The organism is Sphingopyxis sp. RIFCSPHIGHO2_12_FULL_65_19, assembly GCF_001830555.1.
GTDB lineage: Bacteria > Pseudomonadota > Alphaproteobacteria > Sphingomonadales > Sphingomonadaceae > Sphingopyxis.
This window is the reverse complement of the sequence record NZ_MIAM01000036.1, coordinates 1-16,341: the sequence shown is the minus strand read 5'-3', so window position 1 is coordinate 16,341 and position 16,341 is coordinate 1. Positions and strand designations below refer to the sequence as shown.

The 16,341-nt window shown below is 66.3% G+C and carries 8 protein-coding genes and 1 pseudogene; 2 read left to right on the top strand and 7 right to left on the bottom strand.

Translation table 11 applies throughout. The features are described from left to right. The 3 genes from A3E77_RS11040 to A3E77_RS11030 all read right to left on the bottom strand — a co-directional run. Positions 1 to 749 (bottom strand): ATP-grasp domain-containing protein (locus A3E77_RS11040; protein WP_293645835.1); only part of this gene is annotated, 749 nt, incomplete at its 3' end. Between the two features lie 48 nt (positions 750 to 797). Next, positions 798 to 5,513, bottom strand: a complete 4,716-nt coding sequence (locus A3E77_RS11035; protein ID WP_293645833.1) for an NAD-glutamate dehydrogenase — start codon at positions 5,511 to 5,513, stop codon at positions 798 to 800. Between the two features lie 175 nt (positions 5,514 to 5,688). Continuing rightward, on the bottom strand, positions 5,689 to 7,029 hold the full coding sequence (locus A3E77_RS11030; protein ID WP_293645831.1) for a PAS domain-containing protein: 1,341 nt from the start codon (positions 7,027 to 7,029) through the stop codon (positions 5,689 to 5,691). Between the two features lie 293 nt (positions 7,030 to 7,322). On the opposite strand from A3E77_RS11030, the gene A3E77_RS11025 reads away from it, so the two are divergent. Further along, the gene (locus A3E77_RS11025) at positions 7,323 to 7,763 is read left to right on the top strand and encodes a DUF983 domain-containing protein (protein ID WP_293645829.1); all 441 of its coding nucleotides are present in this window, start codon (positions 7,323 to 7,325) and stop codon (positions 7,761 to 7,763) included. Next, positions 7,753 to 9,123: an aminotransferase-like domain-containing protein gene (locus tag A3E77_RS11020; RefSeq protein ID WP_293645827.1), complete on the top strand. Its 1,371-nt coding sequence runs from the start codon at positions 7,753 to 7,755 to the stop codon at positions 9,121 to 9,123. Before A3E77_RS11025 ends, A3E77_RS11020 begins: the two co-directional genes overlap by 11 nt. A gap of 4 nt (positions 9,124 to 9,127) precedes the next feature. Here the strand turns inward: A3E77_RS11020 and A3E77_RS11015 are convergent, their stop codons facing one another. The 4 genes and pseudogenes from A3E77_RS11015 to A3E77_RS11000 form a co-directional block, all read right to left on the bottom strand. After that, the gene (locus tag A3E77_RS11015) at positions 9,128 to 11,152 is read right to left on the bottom strand and encodes a glycoside hydrolase family 97 protein (RefSeq protein ID WP_293645825.1); all 2,025 of its coding nucleotides are present in this window, start codon (positions 11,150 to 11,152) and stop codon (positions 9,128 to 9,130) included. 82 nt (positions 11,153 to 11,234) lie between these two features. Then, complete coding sequence (locus A3E77_RS11010; protein WP_293645823.1) at positions 11,235 to 12,644, bottom strand: efflux transporter outer membrane subunit; 1,410 nt, start codon at positions 12,642 to 12,644, stop codon at positions 11,235 to 11,237. Positions 12,645 to 12,794: 150 nt separating this feature from the next. Next, a complete protein-coding gene (locus tag A3E77_RS11005; protein WP_293645821.1) occupies positions 12,795 to 15,986 on the bottom strand; it encodes an efflux RND transporter permease subunit in 3,192 nt (1,063 codons plus the stop codon). Positions 15,987 to 16,121: 135 nt separating this feature from the next. After that, positions 16,122 to 16,341 (bottom strand): annotated as a pseudogene (locus tag A3E77_RS11000) (efflux RND transporter periplasmic adaptor subunit); the annotation flags it as partial.

Genomic DNA, 16,341 nt, shown 5'->3' with positions numbered 1-16,341 from the left:
GCCGCATCGCCCACCATGTCGACGCGGGCATAGACCGGCGGCGCGGGCGCGGCGGCGAGCGCTGCGGCGGCCAGTTCGCGCGCGGCCGCGCTGGCTTCCCACAGCGCCTCGCGGCCGCCAAATTGCTCCTGCACGCGAAAATCTCCCGACGCGGGGCGCTTGACGATGGCGTGGCTGAACCGGGCCGCGAAGAAGAAGAGCGAATACTCCCCGTCAGCCAGGATGCCGGGCATCAGCGGCTGGACGAGACGGCGCTGGCCCAAGGCATCGGCAGGGATCGCCGCACCGGCCGCGATGCGGTGCGTCCCGTCGGCGCCGCCCGAAATGGCGGGCTTGATGACCGCTTCATCGGTGGCAAGAGCCGCCATCGCTGCGGCAAGGCTGGCGTTATCGAGCGCCATGACCTCGACCGTCGGCACCACCGCGACGCCCTTTGCGCCCAGGTCGGCAAGATAGGCCTTGTCACTGTTCCAGCGCAAAACCGGCACCGGATTGACGACGGGCAGCCCCTCTGCCTCCATCCGATCCAGCAGCGTGTACCAGGCCGCAACGTCGCGCTGATAGCCCCAGGCGAACAGCGGTAGCACAAGGTCGTGACCCGACAGGTCGCCGGGGTTGGTCCATATCCTTTGCTCGACGATCAGCCCGGCCGCGGTCAGCGCCGCCGCCTTGCGCGCAAAGGCAGGCTGCCATTTCTCTTCATAGTCGGGTGCGGGCACGAGGATCGCGACACGGGGTTGGAAGGGCACGATTTGAACTTTCTCAAGCCCCTCCCCGTCCGGGGAGGGGTTTGCGGTTTACCGCCCCAGCAATCCGCGTGCCTGCCCCGCGATGTGCGACAGCATCGCTCCGTTCGGGTTCGGGATCATCCGCGCCCGGTCGACCGTCGCGCGGAACTGTTCGACGCGCGGCGCATGATCGGCCAGCCATTTGGTCACCGCCGCGTCGAGGTCGCCCTTTGGCAGTCCGGCCAGGAAGCCGAGCCGCATTTGCTGGAAATCGCGCGCCAGGCTGTTCACCAGCAGGCGTTCCCACGGGTCGGCCGGGCTCATATGCGCCGCCAGCGTCTGGGCCCAGTCGAGCCCCAGTGCCTCGCCCAGATGGGTGAATGCATGGGTCACCGCGACCTCGTCATCGCCGCGCCGTTCGGCCAGGTCGACGATGCCGATCGCGCCGTCGGTCTTGAACAGGCGCACGACCGCGGCGGTCAGCGCCTCGGGAGCGCCCGCGCCCTGCAACTGCTCTGCCAGCATGTCCCACTGGCGCTTCACCGACGGGCTGAGCAGCGCATCGACTCCCGCGGTCAGACGGTCGACCCCGGGTTCGAGCCGCGCGACGACCGGCCCCGGCTGCGCCAGCGTTTGCGTGACGCGAAGCAGGTCGGCCATTTGCGACGTCATCGCCGATGCCGCCTGCGCAAAGAGCGACAGGCGGACGCCCTCGTCGATCTTCGCCGCGTCGAGCGCATCCCAGATCGCCGGCATGTCGAGCAACCGTTCGACAGCGACAAAAGCCGCCGCAATGTCGCCCAGCGCACAGCCTTCCTCTTCGACCAGCTCGAAGGGATGGACGATGCCCATGCGGTTGATGATGCGGTTCGCGATCTTCGTGGCGATGATTTCGCGGCGCAGCTGGTGGTCGGCGATCGCCCCTGCAAAATCGCGCTGCATCTCGTCGGGGAAGGCCGCGGCAAGGTCGCTCGCTAGTGCCGGGTCGTTCGGCAGGTCGCTATGCTCGATCGCGTCCTGCAACGCCAGCTTCGCGGTCGACAGCAGCACAGCGAGTTCGGGACGCGTCAGCCCGCGTCCTTCGGCGGCGCGGCGGAGCAGCTCGTCGTTCGCGGCGAGCCCTTCGACCTTGCGGTCGAGCCGGCCCGACGCCTCGAACGTTTCCATGATCCGCACCAGCGATGGCACCGCCGCCGATCCGCCCTTTTCGGCGATCGACAGCGCCAGCGCCTGGAGCCGGTTATCCTCGAGCACCAGGGCCGACACATTGTCGGTCATGCGCACGAGCAGCGCATCGCGGTCTTCTTGGGAAAGCCGTCCTTCGGCCATCTCGCGGTTCAGCGCGATCTTGATATTGACCTCATTATCCGAACAATCGACGCCCGCGCTATTGTCGATGAAGTCGGTGTTGATCCGCCCGCCCTTCGCCGAAAAAGCAATGCGCGCCGCCTGCGTGGTGCCAAGGTTCGCGCCCTCACCGACCGCCTTGACGCGCAGATCCTCGGCATCGACGCGCAGCGCGTCGTTGGCGGGATCGCCGACTTCGGCATTATTTTGAGCTGCCGCCTTCACATAAGTGCCGATGCCGCCGAACCAAAGCAGGTCGACAGGCGCCTTCAGGATCGCCGAGATCAGCGAGCCGGGGTCGATTTCGGACACCGACAGGCCGAGCAGCGCCTGCACTTCGGGGGAGAGCGGGATGCTCTTCTGGCTGCGCGGGAAAATGCCGCCGCCCTTCGAGATCAGCTTGGCGTTATAATCGGCCCAGCTCGATCGCGGCAGATTGAACATCCGTTCGCGTTCCTTCCAGCTTTTCGCCGGATCGGGATCGGGATCGAGGAAGATGTGGCGATGGTCGAACGCTGCGGTCAGCTGGATCGCCTTTGACAGCAGCATCCCGTTGCCGAACACGTCGCCCGACATGTCGCCGCACCCGACGACGCGGATCGTGTCGGTCTGCACATCGACGCCCATTTCGGCGAAGTGGCGCTGGACCGACAGCCACGCGCCCTTGGCGGTGATGCCCATCGCCTTGTGGTCATAGCCCTTCGACCCGCCGCTGGCGAACGCGTCGCCCAGCCAGAAGTCGCGTTCCATCGCAAGACCATTGGCAACGTCAGAGAAGGTCGCAGTGCCCTTGTCGGCAGCGACGACAAAGTAAGGATCGTCGCCGTCGTGGATCACGACGCCCTTGGGATGCACGACCTTGCCGCCGACGAGGTTGTCGGTGATCGACAAGAGCGATCGGATGAAAATGCGGTAGCATTCCGTCCCCTCGGCGAACCAAGCGTCGCGGTCAGTCGCCGCATCGGGCAAAGCCTTGGGATAAAAGCCACCCTTCGCGCCGGTCGGCACGATGACGGCGTTCTTGACGCGCTGCGCTTTCATCAGGCCCAGGATCTCGGTGCGGAAGTCGTCGCGGCGGTCGGACCAGCGCAGGCCCCCACGCGCCACCGGACCGGCGCGCAGGTGAATGCCTTCGACCCGCGGCGAATAGACCCATACCTCGCGCCACGGCAGCGGCTTGGGCAAGCCGGGGACCTGGGCGCTGTCGATCTTGAACGCCAGCGCCTCTTGCGCGGCGGGCGCGAAGGCATTGGTGCGCAGCGTCGCGCCGACCACCGCATGGAACAGGCGCAGGATGCGGTCCTCGTCGATCGACTTGATGTCGGCGAAACCCGCCATGATGTCGGCTTCGAGCGCCTCGGCCCGCTTCGCGTCGCGCGCCTTTGGATCGTGGAGCGCGCGGAATCGTTCGATCAACGCGGCAGTCAGCGTCGGTGCGTGGCGCAGCGCGCTGACGACCGTATCCATGCCATAGGCAGAGCCGCCCTGACGCAGGTAGCGGAACCAGGCGCGCAGCCAGACGATCGCGCGCGGGTCGGTCTGGTTGGTCAGCACCAATTCGTTGAACGCGTCATTTTCGGCGCGGCCGTCGAGCACCGCCGCAATCGCGCCTTCGAGCACCTCGGCATAGGGGAGCAGCGCAAATTCATCGACATTCGCGGGCAAGCGCAGCGTGAAGTCATGAATCACGATCGGCAGGTCGTCGTCGCCATCGGCCCCTGCGGCGCGGCCATGCAGCGCGGTCGGGATCTCCTCCAGCACCTCGAAACCGAAATGTTCGAGTGCCGGGACGACGTCGGACAGCGCGAGCGGCCCGGCCGCGCTATAGACTTTGAGCCGCAGCCGGTCGTCGCCGTCGAGGCTCTTTTTCGCGAGGCGCACGCTGCGCGGGTTTTCGGCATCGAGGTCGCGCAGCCGCAATATGTCGCGCGCCGCTTCTTCAGGATTGTAAAGATTGCGGTAATTGGGCGGAAAGGTCGGCGCGAAACGCGCCGCGAGCGCCGCGGCACGGCCGGGCTCGCCGCGCTTTGCCAGCGCCGCTTCGACCTCGGGCTGCCACCCGCGCACCATCTGTTCGAGCTGCGCGTTGAGCGCATCGGTGTCGGGGACGACCCCGCCGCTGCGCAGGTCGAGCGTATAGCGCAAAAGCGCCGCGCCGCCATCTTCGAGCACCATCGTCCAGCCGATCACGCCCGCCTTCGCTTCGCGAACGAGCATCGTTTCCACCGCGAGGCGGCGGCCGGTCGACACTTCGTCGCGCGGCAACCAGACAAAGACGAACAGGTGACGGCCCAGCGCGCTGCGCACCGTCACCAGTTTCGGCCGCGGCCGGTCGGTGATGGACATCGAGGTCAGCACCAGCTCTTCGAGCGAGCCCGCATCGAACGCGATCAACAAGTCGTGCGGCAGGGCGGTGAGCGCATGGGCCAGCGCCTTGCCGGCATGTCCGGTCGGGTCGAACCCGAACTTCGCCATCAGCGCCTCGAGCTGCGCGCGCAGCACCGGCACTTTGTCGGGGCGCGCCGACAACGCTGCACTGGTCCACAGACCGGCATGAATCGACAGGCGCTCGACCTTCTTGCCCTTGAGTTCGGGGACAATGACCAGGTCGAGCAGCACGCGGCGATGCACCGCCGACAGCCGGTTCGACTTGATCAGCAGCGGCGCGGGGCTGCCCCCGTCTTTCACCTGGGCGTCGAACCATGCGAAGGCGGCATCGAGCGCAGCGGGCGACAGTAGCTGGCCGTCGGCGCTTTCGCTGATCCCCAGCGGATCGTGAACCTGGCCGTTGCGGGTCCGCCATTCATGGCCGAGCTGGGTCATCGACCCGCCCTCGAACCAGCGGAGCAGTTCGGCCGCCTCGCCTTCGGCGCGCATGGCTGCATCGGCCAGCATCGCGGCGCGCATCGCCCGCCAGTCGCGCACCGCGGCGCGGACGTCGCGCAGCGCACCCTCGACCGCGTCGAGCAACCGCCGCCGCGCGCGCGCGTCGCCGCGCTCCAGCTCCATATAGATGACCGATTCGCGGGTTCCGCCTTCGCCGGCTTCCTGCAAATGCCCCTTTGCGTCGCGCTTCACGGCGACGACGGGGTGCAGGATGCGGTGCACCGCCAGCCCCTGCGACGCGACCACCTGCGACGTCGAATCGACGAGGAAGGGCATATCGTCGTTGATGATGACCAGCCGCATCCGGCGGTCGGTGCCGTCGGCGGCGATCGGTTCGAGTAGCAGCGACGGCGTGTCGGCGCCGCGTTCGAGCGCGGCGCGCCCGACGAACTGACTCGCGTCGGCCAGCGCCACCTTATCCATATCGTCACCCTCGCCGGGCAGCGCGCTGCCCCGCAGGGCGGCCAGATAGGCGGCGGCGATTTGGGGGGGAAGTTTGGCGGTGGAGGCGGTGGTGTCCGTTTCCGGCGTGTCGGACAAATTCTGAGGCATAAGGTGCAGCATCCCGAACCAAGAAAAGGGGGACCCAGCCGACGATCGGCGGGGGCCCGTTCGCTGCCATCCCTATGCGCCTGCCGCGCGCGCGGCTCAAGGCCTCGTTCGGCCTCTCGCGTAAAATTATTTCAATTTTTGGTTTGTCTGTTGCGTGAACGCTCTCAACCGCCCCTCACACGCCAGCGGTTATCGCGACCGCCTTCTTTGCAAGCTTTGCGACCAGCGCCGGATCGTCGGCCGCCTTGGCGACGATCCCGATATGCCCGCCGGGCATCGCGCGCGCGATCAGCACCACAAATTCGGCATCGCCCGCATCATGTTCCAGGATCAGCGCGGGGTGCGCGCGGCGCAGCGCCTCCAGCTTTTCGTCGGTGCGGTCTTGGCGGTCGGCGGCGGGCTTGCGCCGCGCCCGTGCGTCCTTGACCAGCCCCTTGAGCCCGCCGGGATAGCGATCGAGATAGGCAGCGAGTTCGCCGCGGCCAACGCCCTGTTCCTTTGCATGGCCCAGCACGCAGGCATATTCGGCCAGCCGCGTCTTGTCATAGGCGGCGCCGAAAATCAGCTTCACGACCGGCGTCATCGGCGCACGGTCCTGCACCGTCAGCCCGGCATCGTCGAGCAAGGCGGCAAAGGCGTCCGGCTGCTGTTCGGCAGCGAGAACGAAATCCCACGCCTTGCCAACCGCCTGATACAGCGCGCCGCGACTCCGGCTGTCGGCGGCGATCGCGCGTTCGGCGGTTTCGCGCGCCAGTGCCAGCCAGTCGGCGAGCTCGGCGTCGTCGTCGGGTTCGGCCGTATCCGGTTCGCTTAGCCCCGGACCGGCGGCATCCGCGTCTCGGACATCGTCCAGCGCCGTAAATCCGGGAACGGCGTCATCGTCGAAGTCATCGTCGAAATGCCCCGAATCGGGGCCGTCGGCCCAAACCGGGACCGGCGCCGTCAGCGGCGCGGCGCTGCGCAGCGCCTGCTCGACCGAAAGTTGCAGTTCCTCGGCCTCGTTGGCGGGCACCGCTTCTTTCCAGTTGATCACCCCCATGATGAAATCGATCGTGTCGTCGTCCGACGAAAAGGGCAGCAGGATACCGCGATACATGATCGTCACGCCGCGATCGTTGACAAACTCGGCCTCGAAGCCGATCGGCGCGCGGTTTGCGATGATCTGGAGATAATGATCGGTCAGCCGCGACAGCAGCGAACGGCCGGGAATTTGGCTGATATAATGGACATCTTCGTCGATCTGCGATTCTTCGCGCAATCGGTCGCCGAGGAAGGCGAGTCCGGGATTTTCGACCCCCGCAGTGAAATCGAGCAAAACCGAATGCGATCCGAAATCGGCGCTGTCGAGGTCGAGATCCTCGACCGAGGGATAAGCGCGATCGGCCAGCAAGGACGCCCAATAATTATAGGCACGCACCTGCATCCGCCGTTCGTCGACTCCGACGACCGCGGGCGCATCGATCGCCCCGTCGTCCTGGTCGTGGCTGCCCGAAAGCTGTCCGCGCATACTGTCCATCATTTATCCCCAGTCGCAAACATCGGGGCCTGTCATGCACCGGAACTGGTAAAAGCGGCGTAAACGATGACGGATTTGCGGGGCTTCGCCGCAATGCCTCAAAGACGGCGGACACCCTGCACATCCATGGCAATTCAGTAAATTATGTATGACTATTTTTGCCACTTACTACATGCAATCAGACAGAAGCTCTCCTAGTTTTATATTTTATAACGATTTTTCTGCCAATTCCTTTTCGCTCCCTCAGCTACCATATGTTTTTGTATGGTATTTTTGACAAGCTGGAGGCAGAAATGAGACGCGGCGAGGTCGGCAATGAAAAGTTGCGCTGGATTGCGTCCGCGGGCTGGCATGGGAAATGCCCCGAATGCGGCCAAGGCTCGATGTTCCGGTCGTGGCTGAAGCTGGCCGATCGCTGCGAGAATTGCGGACTCGACTTCAGCTTTGCGGCGCCCGACGACGGCCCCGCCTTTTTCTCGCAATGTATCGTCGCTTTTCCGCTCACTTTCGTGGTCGTCTGGTTGCAGATCGCCTATAATCCGCCGCTCTGGGTCCATCTTGTCTTCTCGATCCCGATCATGGTCATCGGCTGCGTGCTGCCGCTGCGGCCGATCAAGGGCTGGCTGGTCGCCTCGCAATATGTGAACAAGGCGCAGGAATCGGGCACCGAGCATCTGTGGGCGAAACTCAATGCACGCGAAAGGCACGAAGCGGACGAACCGCGTGGCAGGTGACGCCTGGGCGCCCGATATCGCGGGCGCCGCCGGTCCCAAATATAAGGCGGTGACCGCCGCGATCTCGGCGGCGGTGGCGGGCGGCGAGCTGCGGCACGGCGACCGCCTGCCGCCGCAGCGCGATCTTGCTGCGCGGCTCGGCATCGACCTTACCACCGTCACCAAGGCTTATGACCTCGCGCGGCAGCGCGGCCTGATCGTCGCGCGCGGCCGTGCGGGCAGCTTCATCCGCGACGACGCGCGAAGCGGCGAGGTCGCGACCGCCGCGCAGAGCGATATCGCGATGAACAGCCCGCCGATCGCGGCAGAGAGCGGGCTTGTCGAGGCGATGACCTCCGCGCTCGCGACATTGTCGGGTATCGACGGCCTCGCCCGGCTCCACTACCAGCGGCCGGGCGGGAGCGCGGCCGATCGCGAAACCGGCGCAGCGCTGCTCGCGCGCACCGGCCTTGCCTGCGATGCCGAACAGGTCATCGTCAGCGCGGGGGCGCAGAACGGACTGCACGCCATCGCGTCGGCGATGCTCAAACCGGGCGACCGGGTCGCGTGCGGACTCCACATCTATCCGGGCTTTCGCGCGGTCGCGCGGCGCATCGGCGTCGTGCTGGTGCCGGTCGCCGCAATGACCGCCGCCGCCCTGGAGGCGGCCCATGCCGATGCGCCGCTGCGCGCCCTCTATGTCGTCCCCACCAACGACAATCCGACCGCCGCGACCGTCGCGCTGGCCGAGCGAAAGGCCATCGCCGAATGGGCGCGCGGCGCCGGGGTCCAGATCATCGAGGACGACGCCTATGGCCTGCTTCCCGATGCGCCGATCCCTGCGATCACCAGCTTTGCGCCCGAGATCGGCTGGTATGTGGCGAGCATGGCGAAAATCATCTCGCCCGCGCTGCGCGTCGCCTTTGTCCGCGCGCCGGACGTCGCTGCGGCGATGCAACTGGCCTCGTTCCAGCATGAAAGCACGGTGATGGCGCCGCCGCTGAACGCCGCGATGCTGTCGCTATGGCTCGCCGACGGACGCTTCGACACGCTGGTCGGCGCCGTGCGCAAGGAAGCGGCGTGGCGGCAGAAACTGGCGCGCACCGTATTGGGTGAGGCGCGACACGCCGCGCATCCGCAGGGCTATCATCTCTGGCTGCCGCTCGTCGAAGACCGCAATCCCGACACGCTCGCCGCCACGCTCGCGCTCGACGGGCTGTCGGCGGTTGCTTCGCATCGCTTCGCGGTGTCGCCCGGCGCACCCAACGCGCTGCGCATATCGCTGGGCGGGACGATCGACCGCCGCACCCTGTCGCGCGCGCTCCACCGGCTAGCCGCGCATCTCTGGTCGCCCGGCGGCGCGGCGAGCGACATCGTCTGACGCTTCAGTCCTGCGGATGAAGGCGCATCGCCGCGCCGCCGCCCGGCGCCAGCCAAACTTTGTAGCTGTCGCCTCTTTTTACCCTGATCGTCCGATAGGCGATCCGGTGCCGGGCATCGGTCCGGTAGGTCGCGCCGTCACCATCCTGAAAGATCGTCGCAGTGTAGGTCTTGCCCGCGTCGAGGAAGTCGAACGACAGGGCGACCGTCCGCGCGGTGCCGTCGTTGACCCCACCGACATACCAGTCGCCGCCCGCCCGGTCCTTGCGCGCGAAGATCGCATAATCGCCGACTTCACCCGCGATCAGCCGGCTGTCTGACCAATCGGTCGGCACCTGTCCGATAAAGGCAAGCTCGCGCGGATGCTTCGCCAGATTCTCGATCCGGTCGGCCGCCATCTGCACCGGCGAATAGATGGCGAGGTAGAGCCCGAGCTGCTTTGCGAGCGTCGAGGCCATCGGCACCTCGTTCGATCCCGCGAGGCTGAGCACCCCCGGCGTATAGTCCATCGGTCCCGACAGCATCCGCGTATAGACCAGCGTCGGTTCATGGTCGGGGCCGCCATTCGCAAAGGCGCTCCAGCTGTTATATTCCATCCCCCGCGCGCCTTCGCGCGTGATGAAGTTGGGCCAGGTCCGGCGCAGCCCGGTGTCCTTCACCGGCTCGTGCGCGTTGACCGCGATGCGATATTTTGCGGCGGCTTCGATCACGCGCTGGTGGTGGCCGACCTGCCACTGGCCGTCGTGCCATTCGCGCCGCGTCGTGCCCGGCACTTCGCCCGGCGCGATGATGCCGCCCGCATCGGCGACATAGCCGGTCTTCACCGACCCGACGCCCAGCCGCCCGTACAGCCGCATCGCATCCGCCAGCTGCGCTTCGTAATTGGCGACATGGCCGTTGGTTTCGTGGTGGCCGATCAGGGTCACGTCTTTCTTCCGGGCATAGTCGGCGACGCCCTGCAAATCGAAATCCGCCGCGGGCCGGGTGAAATTGAACAGTCCGCCGTTCCAGCCGCTGTTCCAGCCTTCGACCAACACGCCCCCAAAACCATGTTTTGCGGCAAAATCGATATATTGCTTGGCGCGCGCGGTCGTCGCGCCATGGTTCGGCCCCTCGCCCCAACTCCACGGCCCACGGATCATGCCCCACCAGATGCCGATATATTTCATCGGCTTGACCCAGCTGACATCGCCCAGCTTGTTCGGTTCGTTCAGGTTCAGCTCGAGATCGCTTTCGACCAGCCCGGCGGCATCGTCGGCAATGCGGATGGTGCGCCAGGGCGTCGCGAAGGGCAGGTCGCGCACGACGCGCGGCCCGCGCGACGACGGCGACAAGGTTGCGCGAAACTTGCGGCCGTCGGCACGTTTCAGCCACATCGCCGAATAATCGACGAGCGCCGCCTCGTGGAACGCCAGATGCGTGCCGTCGTCGAGGCGCATCGTGATCGGCGTGTGCGCGGTCGCCACGCCGTCGATCGGCGTCCGCTGATAAATCTGTTCGTACCGATTCCATTCGCCGCCGGCGATCCACCAGGCCGTGCCGGGCGAAGCAATGTCGAACTCGGTCATTTCGTCGGCGATCCGGGCCGTCTTCATAGCGGGCTGTTCGGGCAGTTCGTATCGAAAGCCGATGCCGTCATCGAACAGGCGAAAGCGGACGTTCATCACATGCCCGCCGCGGCTTTCATGTTGGCGAAAACGGACCAGCAGTTCGTTGTGATGGTCGCGGACGAAGCGGCGTTCGCCCCATGGCAGTTCCCAGGTTGCATCGCCGCGCGCACGCTCGATGCCGTCGATTCGGAAACCGCGTTGCAGCGCGGGGCCGTCGGTGAGCAGGAAGCCGAGACTCGACGGCGCGATCAGCGGCTTGCCACCGCGCGACAGCGACCAGACAGGACGTTCGTCGTTGTCGGTCGAAACCGTCAGGACGATCCGGCCGTCGGGCGACGCCGCGGTCTCTGCCGGTCGCGCCGGCTCCGCCGCGACCGGGGCCGCCGCGAGCAACGCAAAGGCGGCGAGCAGGCTCCGCATGATTTTCTTCCTTCGTCGATCAACCGGGACCGACATCTATCCCGGTTAATCCGCGACTTGGCAAATCATGCAGACGTATGGATCAGCTGGACCACCCCCCGGCGAGCGCGCGAAACAGCGCGACCTGCCGCCGTGAAATTTGCCCATCCTGCGCGGCCAGCACGGCCTCGGCCTCGGCAAAGGTGCGTTCGGCGTCGAGCCATTCGAGCGAGTCCGATGCGCCCTCCTGCCGCTTCGCCCGCACGATCCGCGCGGCGCGTTCGGCCTGGTCGCGCGCAGCGCGCAGTGCCTGGCGCTGTTCGAGCGATCGCGCATAGGACGACAGCGCAGTTTCCGTCTCTTCAAGCGCACGCAGCACGGTGCCGTCAAATTCGGCGAGCGAGGCCTGCGTATCGGCCTCGGCCGCCGCAATTCGCGCGCGGGCGGGTTCCTGATTGGGGAAAGCCCAGTTCAGCAAAGGCCCGAGCAACCAGCGCAGCGGCCCGCCGCCGAATATATCGCCAAAACCCGATCCGGTCGAACCCACCGAACCACCCAGCGTGATGCGCGGGTAAAGATCCGCCGTCGCGACGCCGATGCGTGCGGTGTCGGCGGCCAGGCGGCGCTCGGCCGCACGAATATCGGGACGACGCTTCAACAGCGCCGCCCCATCACCGACCGGGATGGGATCGGTGATTTCGAGGCTGATGTTGCGGTCCGCTGCGATGGGAGGGAGCGCGGCGGGCGCACGACCGGTCAGAGTCGCGAGGCGGAACAAGGCCGCCTGCCGTTCAGCTTCGATGGAAGGAATATCGGCCGAACGCTGGTCGCGCAGCGTCGTGATGCGCGCAAGGTCGAGCCCCGTCGCCATTCCGACCTCCTTGCGCCGCTGTGTCAGCTTGACCTGCTGGTCCAGCAACCCGACGATCCGCCGCGCGACATCCAGCCGCGCTGCGCCTGACGCGGCATCGGCATAGGCCTGCGTCGTGTCGGCGGCGACGATCACGCGCACCGCGTCGGCATTGGCTTCGGCGGCGGCAGCGTCGCCGCGCGCGGCTTCGACCGATCGGCTGACCCGCCCGAACAGGTCGACCTCGTAAGAGACATTGACTCCGACATCGACCGCCCAATCGTCGCGGTCGGAACCCGGCAGGCGCTGGCCTTCGGGGCTGCGACCATAGTCGGCGCCCGCGCCGATTTGCGCTTGCGGCAGGCGGTCGGCGCGCGCGCCGCGCAGCGACGCACGGGCACGGGCGATATTCGCGACCGCGACGCGAACGTCGGTGTTGCTGGCGAGCGCATCGGCAACGAGCCCGTCGAGGACGGGATCGTCGTAGAGCCGCCACCAGTCCGCCGCGACCGGCGCCAACGAAACCGCGGGGCTGTTCGCCGCGACGAACGGCCCGGTCGCCACCGGCGCCGACGCCGATTGCGGCGCCTTATAGTCGGGACCAACGGCGCAGGCGGCGAGCGCGAGCGCCGAGGCGGCAGTGAGGATATTGCGGAGGATCATGACCCTTCTCCTGAAATTCTATCGCTAAGGAAGCTTGTGTGCTCCCGCGAAGGCGGGAGCCCATCTCCTGCCGGTGCACGTTTGAACCCACCGGAGATGGGTCCCCGCCTTCGCGGGGACACACAGAAAGATGCTGATGCGCTTGCCACCTTATTCCGCCGGAACCGGCAGCGCCGTCCCGTGGTCGCCCGACCCGCGCCGCACCCGCCGCTCGGCCGACCACTGGCTGAGCGAACGCGCGACGACGTAGAAGGTCGGGGTGAAGATGAGGCCGAACGCCGTCACGCCGAGCATGCCGAAGAAGACCGCGGTGCCGAGCGCCTGGCGCAGTTCCGCCCCCGCCCCGCTTGCGATGAGCAGCGGCACCGCGCCGAGGATGAAGGCAAAGCTGGTCATTAGGATCGGGCGCAGGCGGTCGCGCGCGGCACGCACCGCGGCGTCGATCGGCGACAAGCCATCTTCTTCCTCGGCCTGCTTGGCGAATTCGACGATCAGGATCGCATTCTTCGCGGCAAGCGCGATGAGCACGACGAGCCCGATCTGCGTCAGCACATTATTGTCCATGCCGCGCAAATTCACCCCGATCATCGCCGCGAGCAGACACATGGGCACGATGAAGATGATCGCCAATGGCAGCATCAGGCTTTCATATTGCGCCGCCAGCACGAGGAAGACGAAGACCACCGCGAGCGCGAAGACGATTCCCGCGGTATTGGCCGCCGCCTTTTGCTGGAAGGCGATGCCCGTCCATTCGGTGCCATAGCCCGCGGGCAGTGTTTCGGCGCCAAGCTTTTCCATCGTCGTCAGTGACGCGCCCGACGATGAACCCGGCGCCGTGTCGCCGTCGATTTCGACCGCGGGGAACAGGTTGTAGCGCGTGACGCGATACGGCCCGGTCCGGTCCTCGAAATTGGCGACCGACCCGATCGGCACCATCGCGCCGCTGTCCGACCGCGTGCGAAGATTCGCAATATCGGCGACGGTCTGGCGATAGGGCGCGTCGGCCTGCGCGGTGACACGATAGGTGCGGCCGAGCAGGTTGAAGTCGTTGACGAACGCCGAACCGAGATAGACTTGCAGCGCCTCGAACACCCGCTCCGGCGGGACGCCGAGCGCATTGGCTTTCGCCCGGTCGATGTCCGCGAAAACGCGCGGACTGGTCGGGTCGAAGAAGGTGAAGACATTGGCGAGGCCGGGGGTCTGGTTCGCCTTGCCGATCAGGTTGTTCGTCTCGTTCGCCAGCGCCGCATAACCATGGCCGCCGCGATCCTGCACGACCATCCGGTAACCGCCCGCCGATCCGATGCCCTGGATCAGCGGCGGCGGGATGATCACGATCTGTGCATCGGTGATGTCGGCGGTCCGCTTTTGCGCCTCGGCCATGATACCCGCGAAGGTCACGCCAAGCTTCTTCCGCTCCTCGAAGGATTTGAGCGGGAAATAGGCGGCGGCCGAATTGGGAGCGAGCGTCTGCGACGGGCCGTCGAAGCCCGCGAGCATCACCGAGCCGAGAACGCCCTCGACCGGCAGCACGCGCGCCGCGACCTTTTTCAGCACCGCATCGGTGCGTTCGACCGAAGCCCCCGAGGGCAGCTTGGCAACGACAAGGAAATAGCCCTGGTCCTGCGCCGGAATAAAGCCGGTCGGCGTCGCCCAGAACAGCCCCGCGGTCGCCGCGATCAGCCCGGCGTAGGTGACCATCATCTTTTTCGGCGCGCGCACCAGCCGGTCGGTCAGGCGCGCATAACCGTCGCTCATCCGTTCAAAACCGCGGTTGAACGCGTCGCCGGCGCGGCGGACATATCGCATGGCCTTGCCGTCATCGGTCGGCGCCGAATGGCCGCGAAGCAGGATGGCGGCCAGCGCCGGCGACAGGGTCAGCGACAGGACCAGCGAAATGATCGTCGCGGTCGAAATCGTCACCGCGAACTGCTGGTAGAAAGCACCCGACAGGCCGGTCAGGAACAAGGTCGGCACAAACACCGCGCACAGCACAAGCACGATCGCGACGAGCGCGCCCGATACTTCGTCCATCGACGTGCGCGCCGCTTCGAGCGCGGACATGCCCTTTTCCAGGTTGCGTTCGACATTCTCGACAACCACGATCGCATCGTCGACGACGATCCCGATCGCCAGCACCAGCCCGAACAGCGACAAATTGTTGAGGCTGTAGCCGAACGCGGCGAGCACCACGAAGGTGCCGATCAGCGACACCGGGATCGCCAGCACCGGAATGATCGCCGCGCGCCATTTCTGCAAGAAAACCAGAATGACGATGACGACCAGGATGACGGCTTCGATCAGCGTGTCCATCACCGCGTCGATCGACTGGGCGATGAATTCGGTGGGGTTATAGATGACGCGATATTCGAGCCCTTTGGGAAAGCTTTTCGATGCCGCCGCCATTTCGGCCTCGACCGCCTGTGCCGCGGCAAGCGCATTCGATCCGGGGCGCTGGAAGGTCGCCATGATGACCGTGGGATCGCCCGACAAATAGGTGTTCGAGTTATAGTCGGAAGCGCCAAGCTCGACGCGCGCGACGTCCGAGACGCGGACCTGCCGCCCATCGGCATCGCTGCGTATGACGATATTGGCGAAGTCCTTGGGATCGGTCAGGCGGCCCTGCGTTTCGACGCTAAGCTGGAAACTGCTGCCATTGCCATGCGGCGGCTGGCCGAGCGAGCCCGCAGCGACTTGCACATTTTCGCGGCGCAGCGCGGCGACGATCTCGCCCGCGGTCAAGTCGAGCGCGGCGGCGCGGCCGGGGTCGATCCACACACGCATCGCATAGTCGCGGCTGCCGAACAGGCGCACGTCGCCGACGCCGTCGATGCGGCTCAGCCGATCGCGCAACTGCGTCAGCGCATAGTTGGAGATATAGGCGCGATCGAGCGACTTGTCGGGGGAGACAAGGTTCACAATCAGCAGGAAGTCGGGCGACGTCTTGCGCGTCACGACGCCCAGACGCTGCACCGTTTCGGGCAGGCGCGGGGTTGCGATCGCGACGCGGTTCTGCACCAGCACCTGCGCGGCATCGAGGTCGGTGCCGATCTTGAAAGTCGCGGTGATCGTGACGACGCCGTCGCCGGTCGACTGGCTGCTCATATAGAGCATGTTGTCGACGCCGTTGATTTCCTGCTCGATCGGCGCCGCGACGGTTTCGGCGACGGTTTCGGCCGACGCGCCGGGATAGGTGGCGGTCACGGTCACCGTCGGCGGGACGATGTCAGGATATTGCGAGACGGGCAGGCCGATATAGGCGACCGCACCGACGATGGTGATGATGACGGCGAGCACGGCGGCAAAGATCGGCCGGTCGATGAAAAAGCGGGATAGGCGCATGGGAAAGCCCCTGTCTGAAAAAGCAATGGAGTCGGAACCCCAAGCCCCAGCGTCATCCCGGCGCAGGCCGGGATCTCGACGTTGAGGATGAACGCACCGTGGAGATCCCGGCCTTCGCCGGGATGACGAATTTACTTATCTGGCAAACGTCGCCTGCGCCGACACCGGTTCGGTCGCACCAGCGGCACCCTTGGGCGGGGCCACCGCGGCGATCTTGCCGGCCTTGGTCACCGCCTTGGTGCCGGGGCGTGCGAATTGATATCCGGTGATCACGACGCGGTCGGTCGGCGCCAGCCCGGCACGGATGACGCGCAGGCCATCGACTTCGGGGCCGATTTCGACCGGCTTCGCCGCG

What these genes read in the sequence shown, in the direction of transcription:
- A3E77_RS11030 (WP_293645831.1), bottom strand. Translation starts at nt 7,029, where the DNA reads ATGGACAGTATGCGCGGACAGCTTTCGGGCAGCCACGACCAGGACGAC.
- A3E77_RS11015 (WP_293645825.1), bottom strand. Translation starts at nt 11,152, where the DNA reads ATGCGGAGCCTGCTCGCCGCCTTTGCGTTGCTCGCGGCGGCCCCGGTC.
- A3E77_RS11035 (WP_293645833.1), bottom strand. Translation starts at nt 5,513, where the DNA reads ATGCCTCAGAATTTGTCCGACACGCCGGAAACGGACACCACCGCCTCC.
- A3E77_RS11010 (WP_293645823.1), bottom strand. Translation starts at nt 12,644, where the DNA reads ATGATCCTCCGCAATATCCTCACTGCCGCCTCGGCGCTCGCGCTCGCC.
- A3E77_RS11005 (WP_293645821.1), bottom strand. Translation starts at nt 15,986, where the DNA reads ATGCGCCTATCCCGCTTTTTCATCGACCGGCCGATCTTTGCCGCCGTG.
- A3E77_RS11025 (WP_293645829.1), top strand. Translation starts at nt 7,323, where the DNA reads ATGAGACGCGGCGAGGTCGGCAATGAAAAGTTGCGCTGGATTGCGTCC.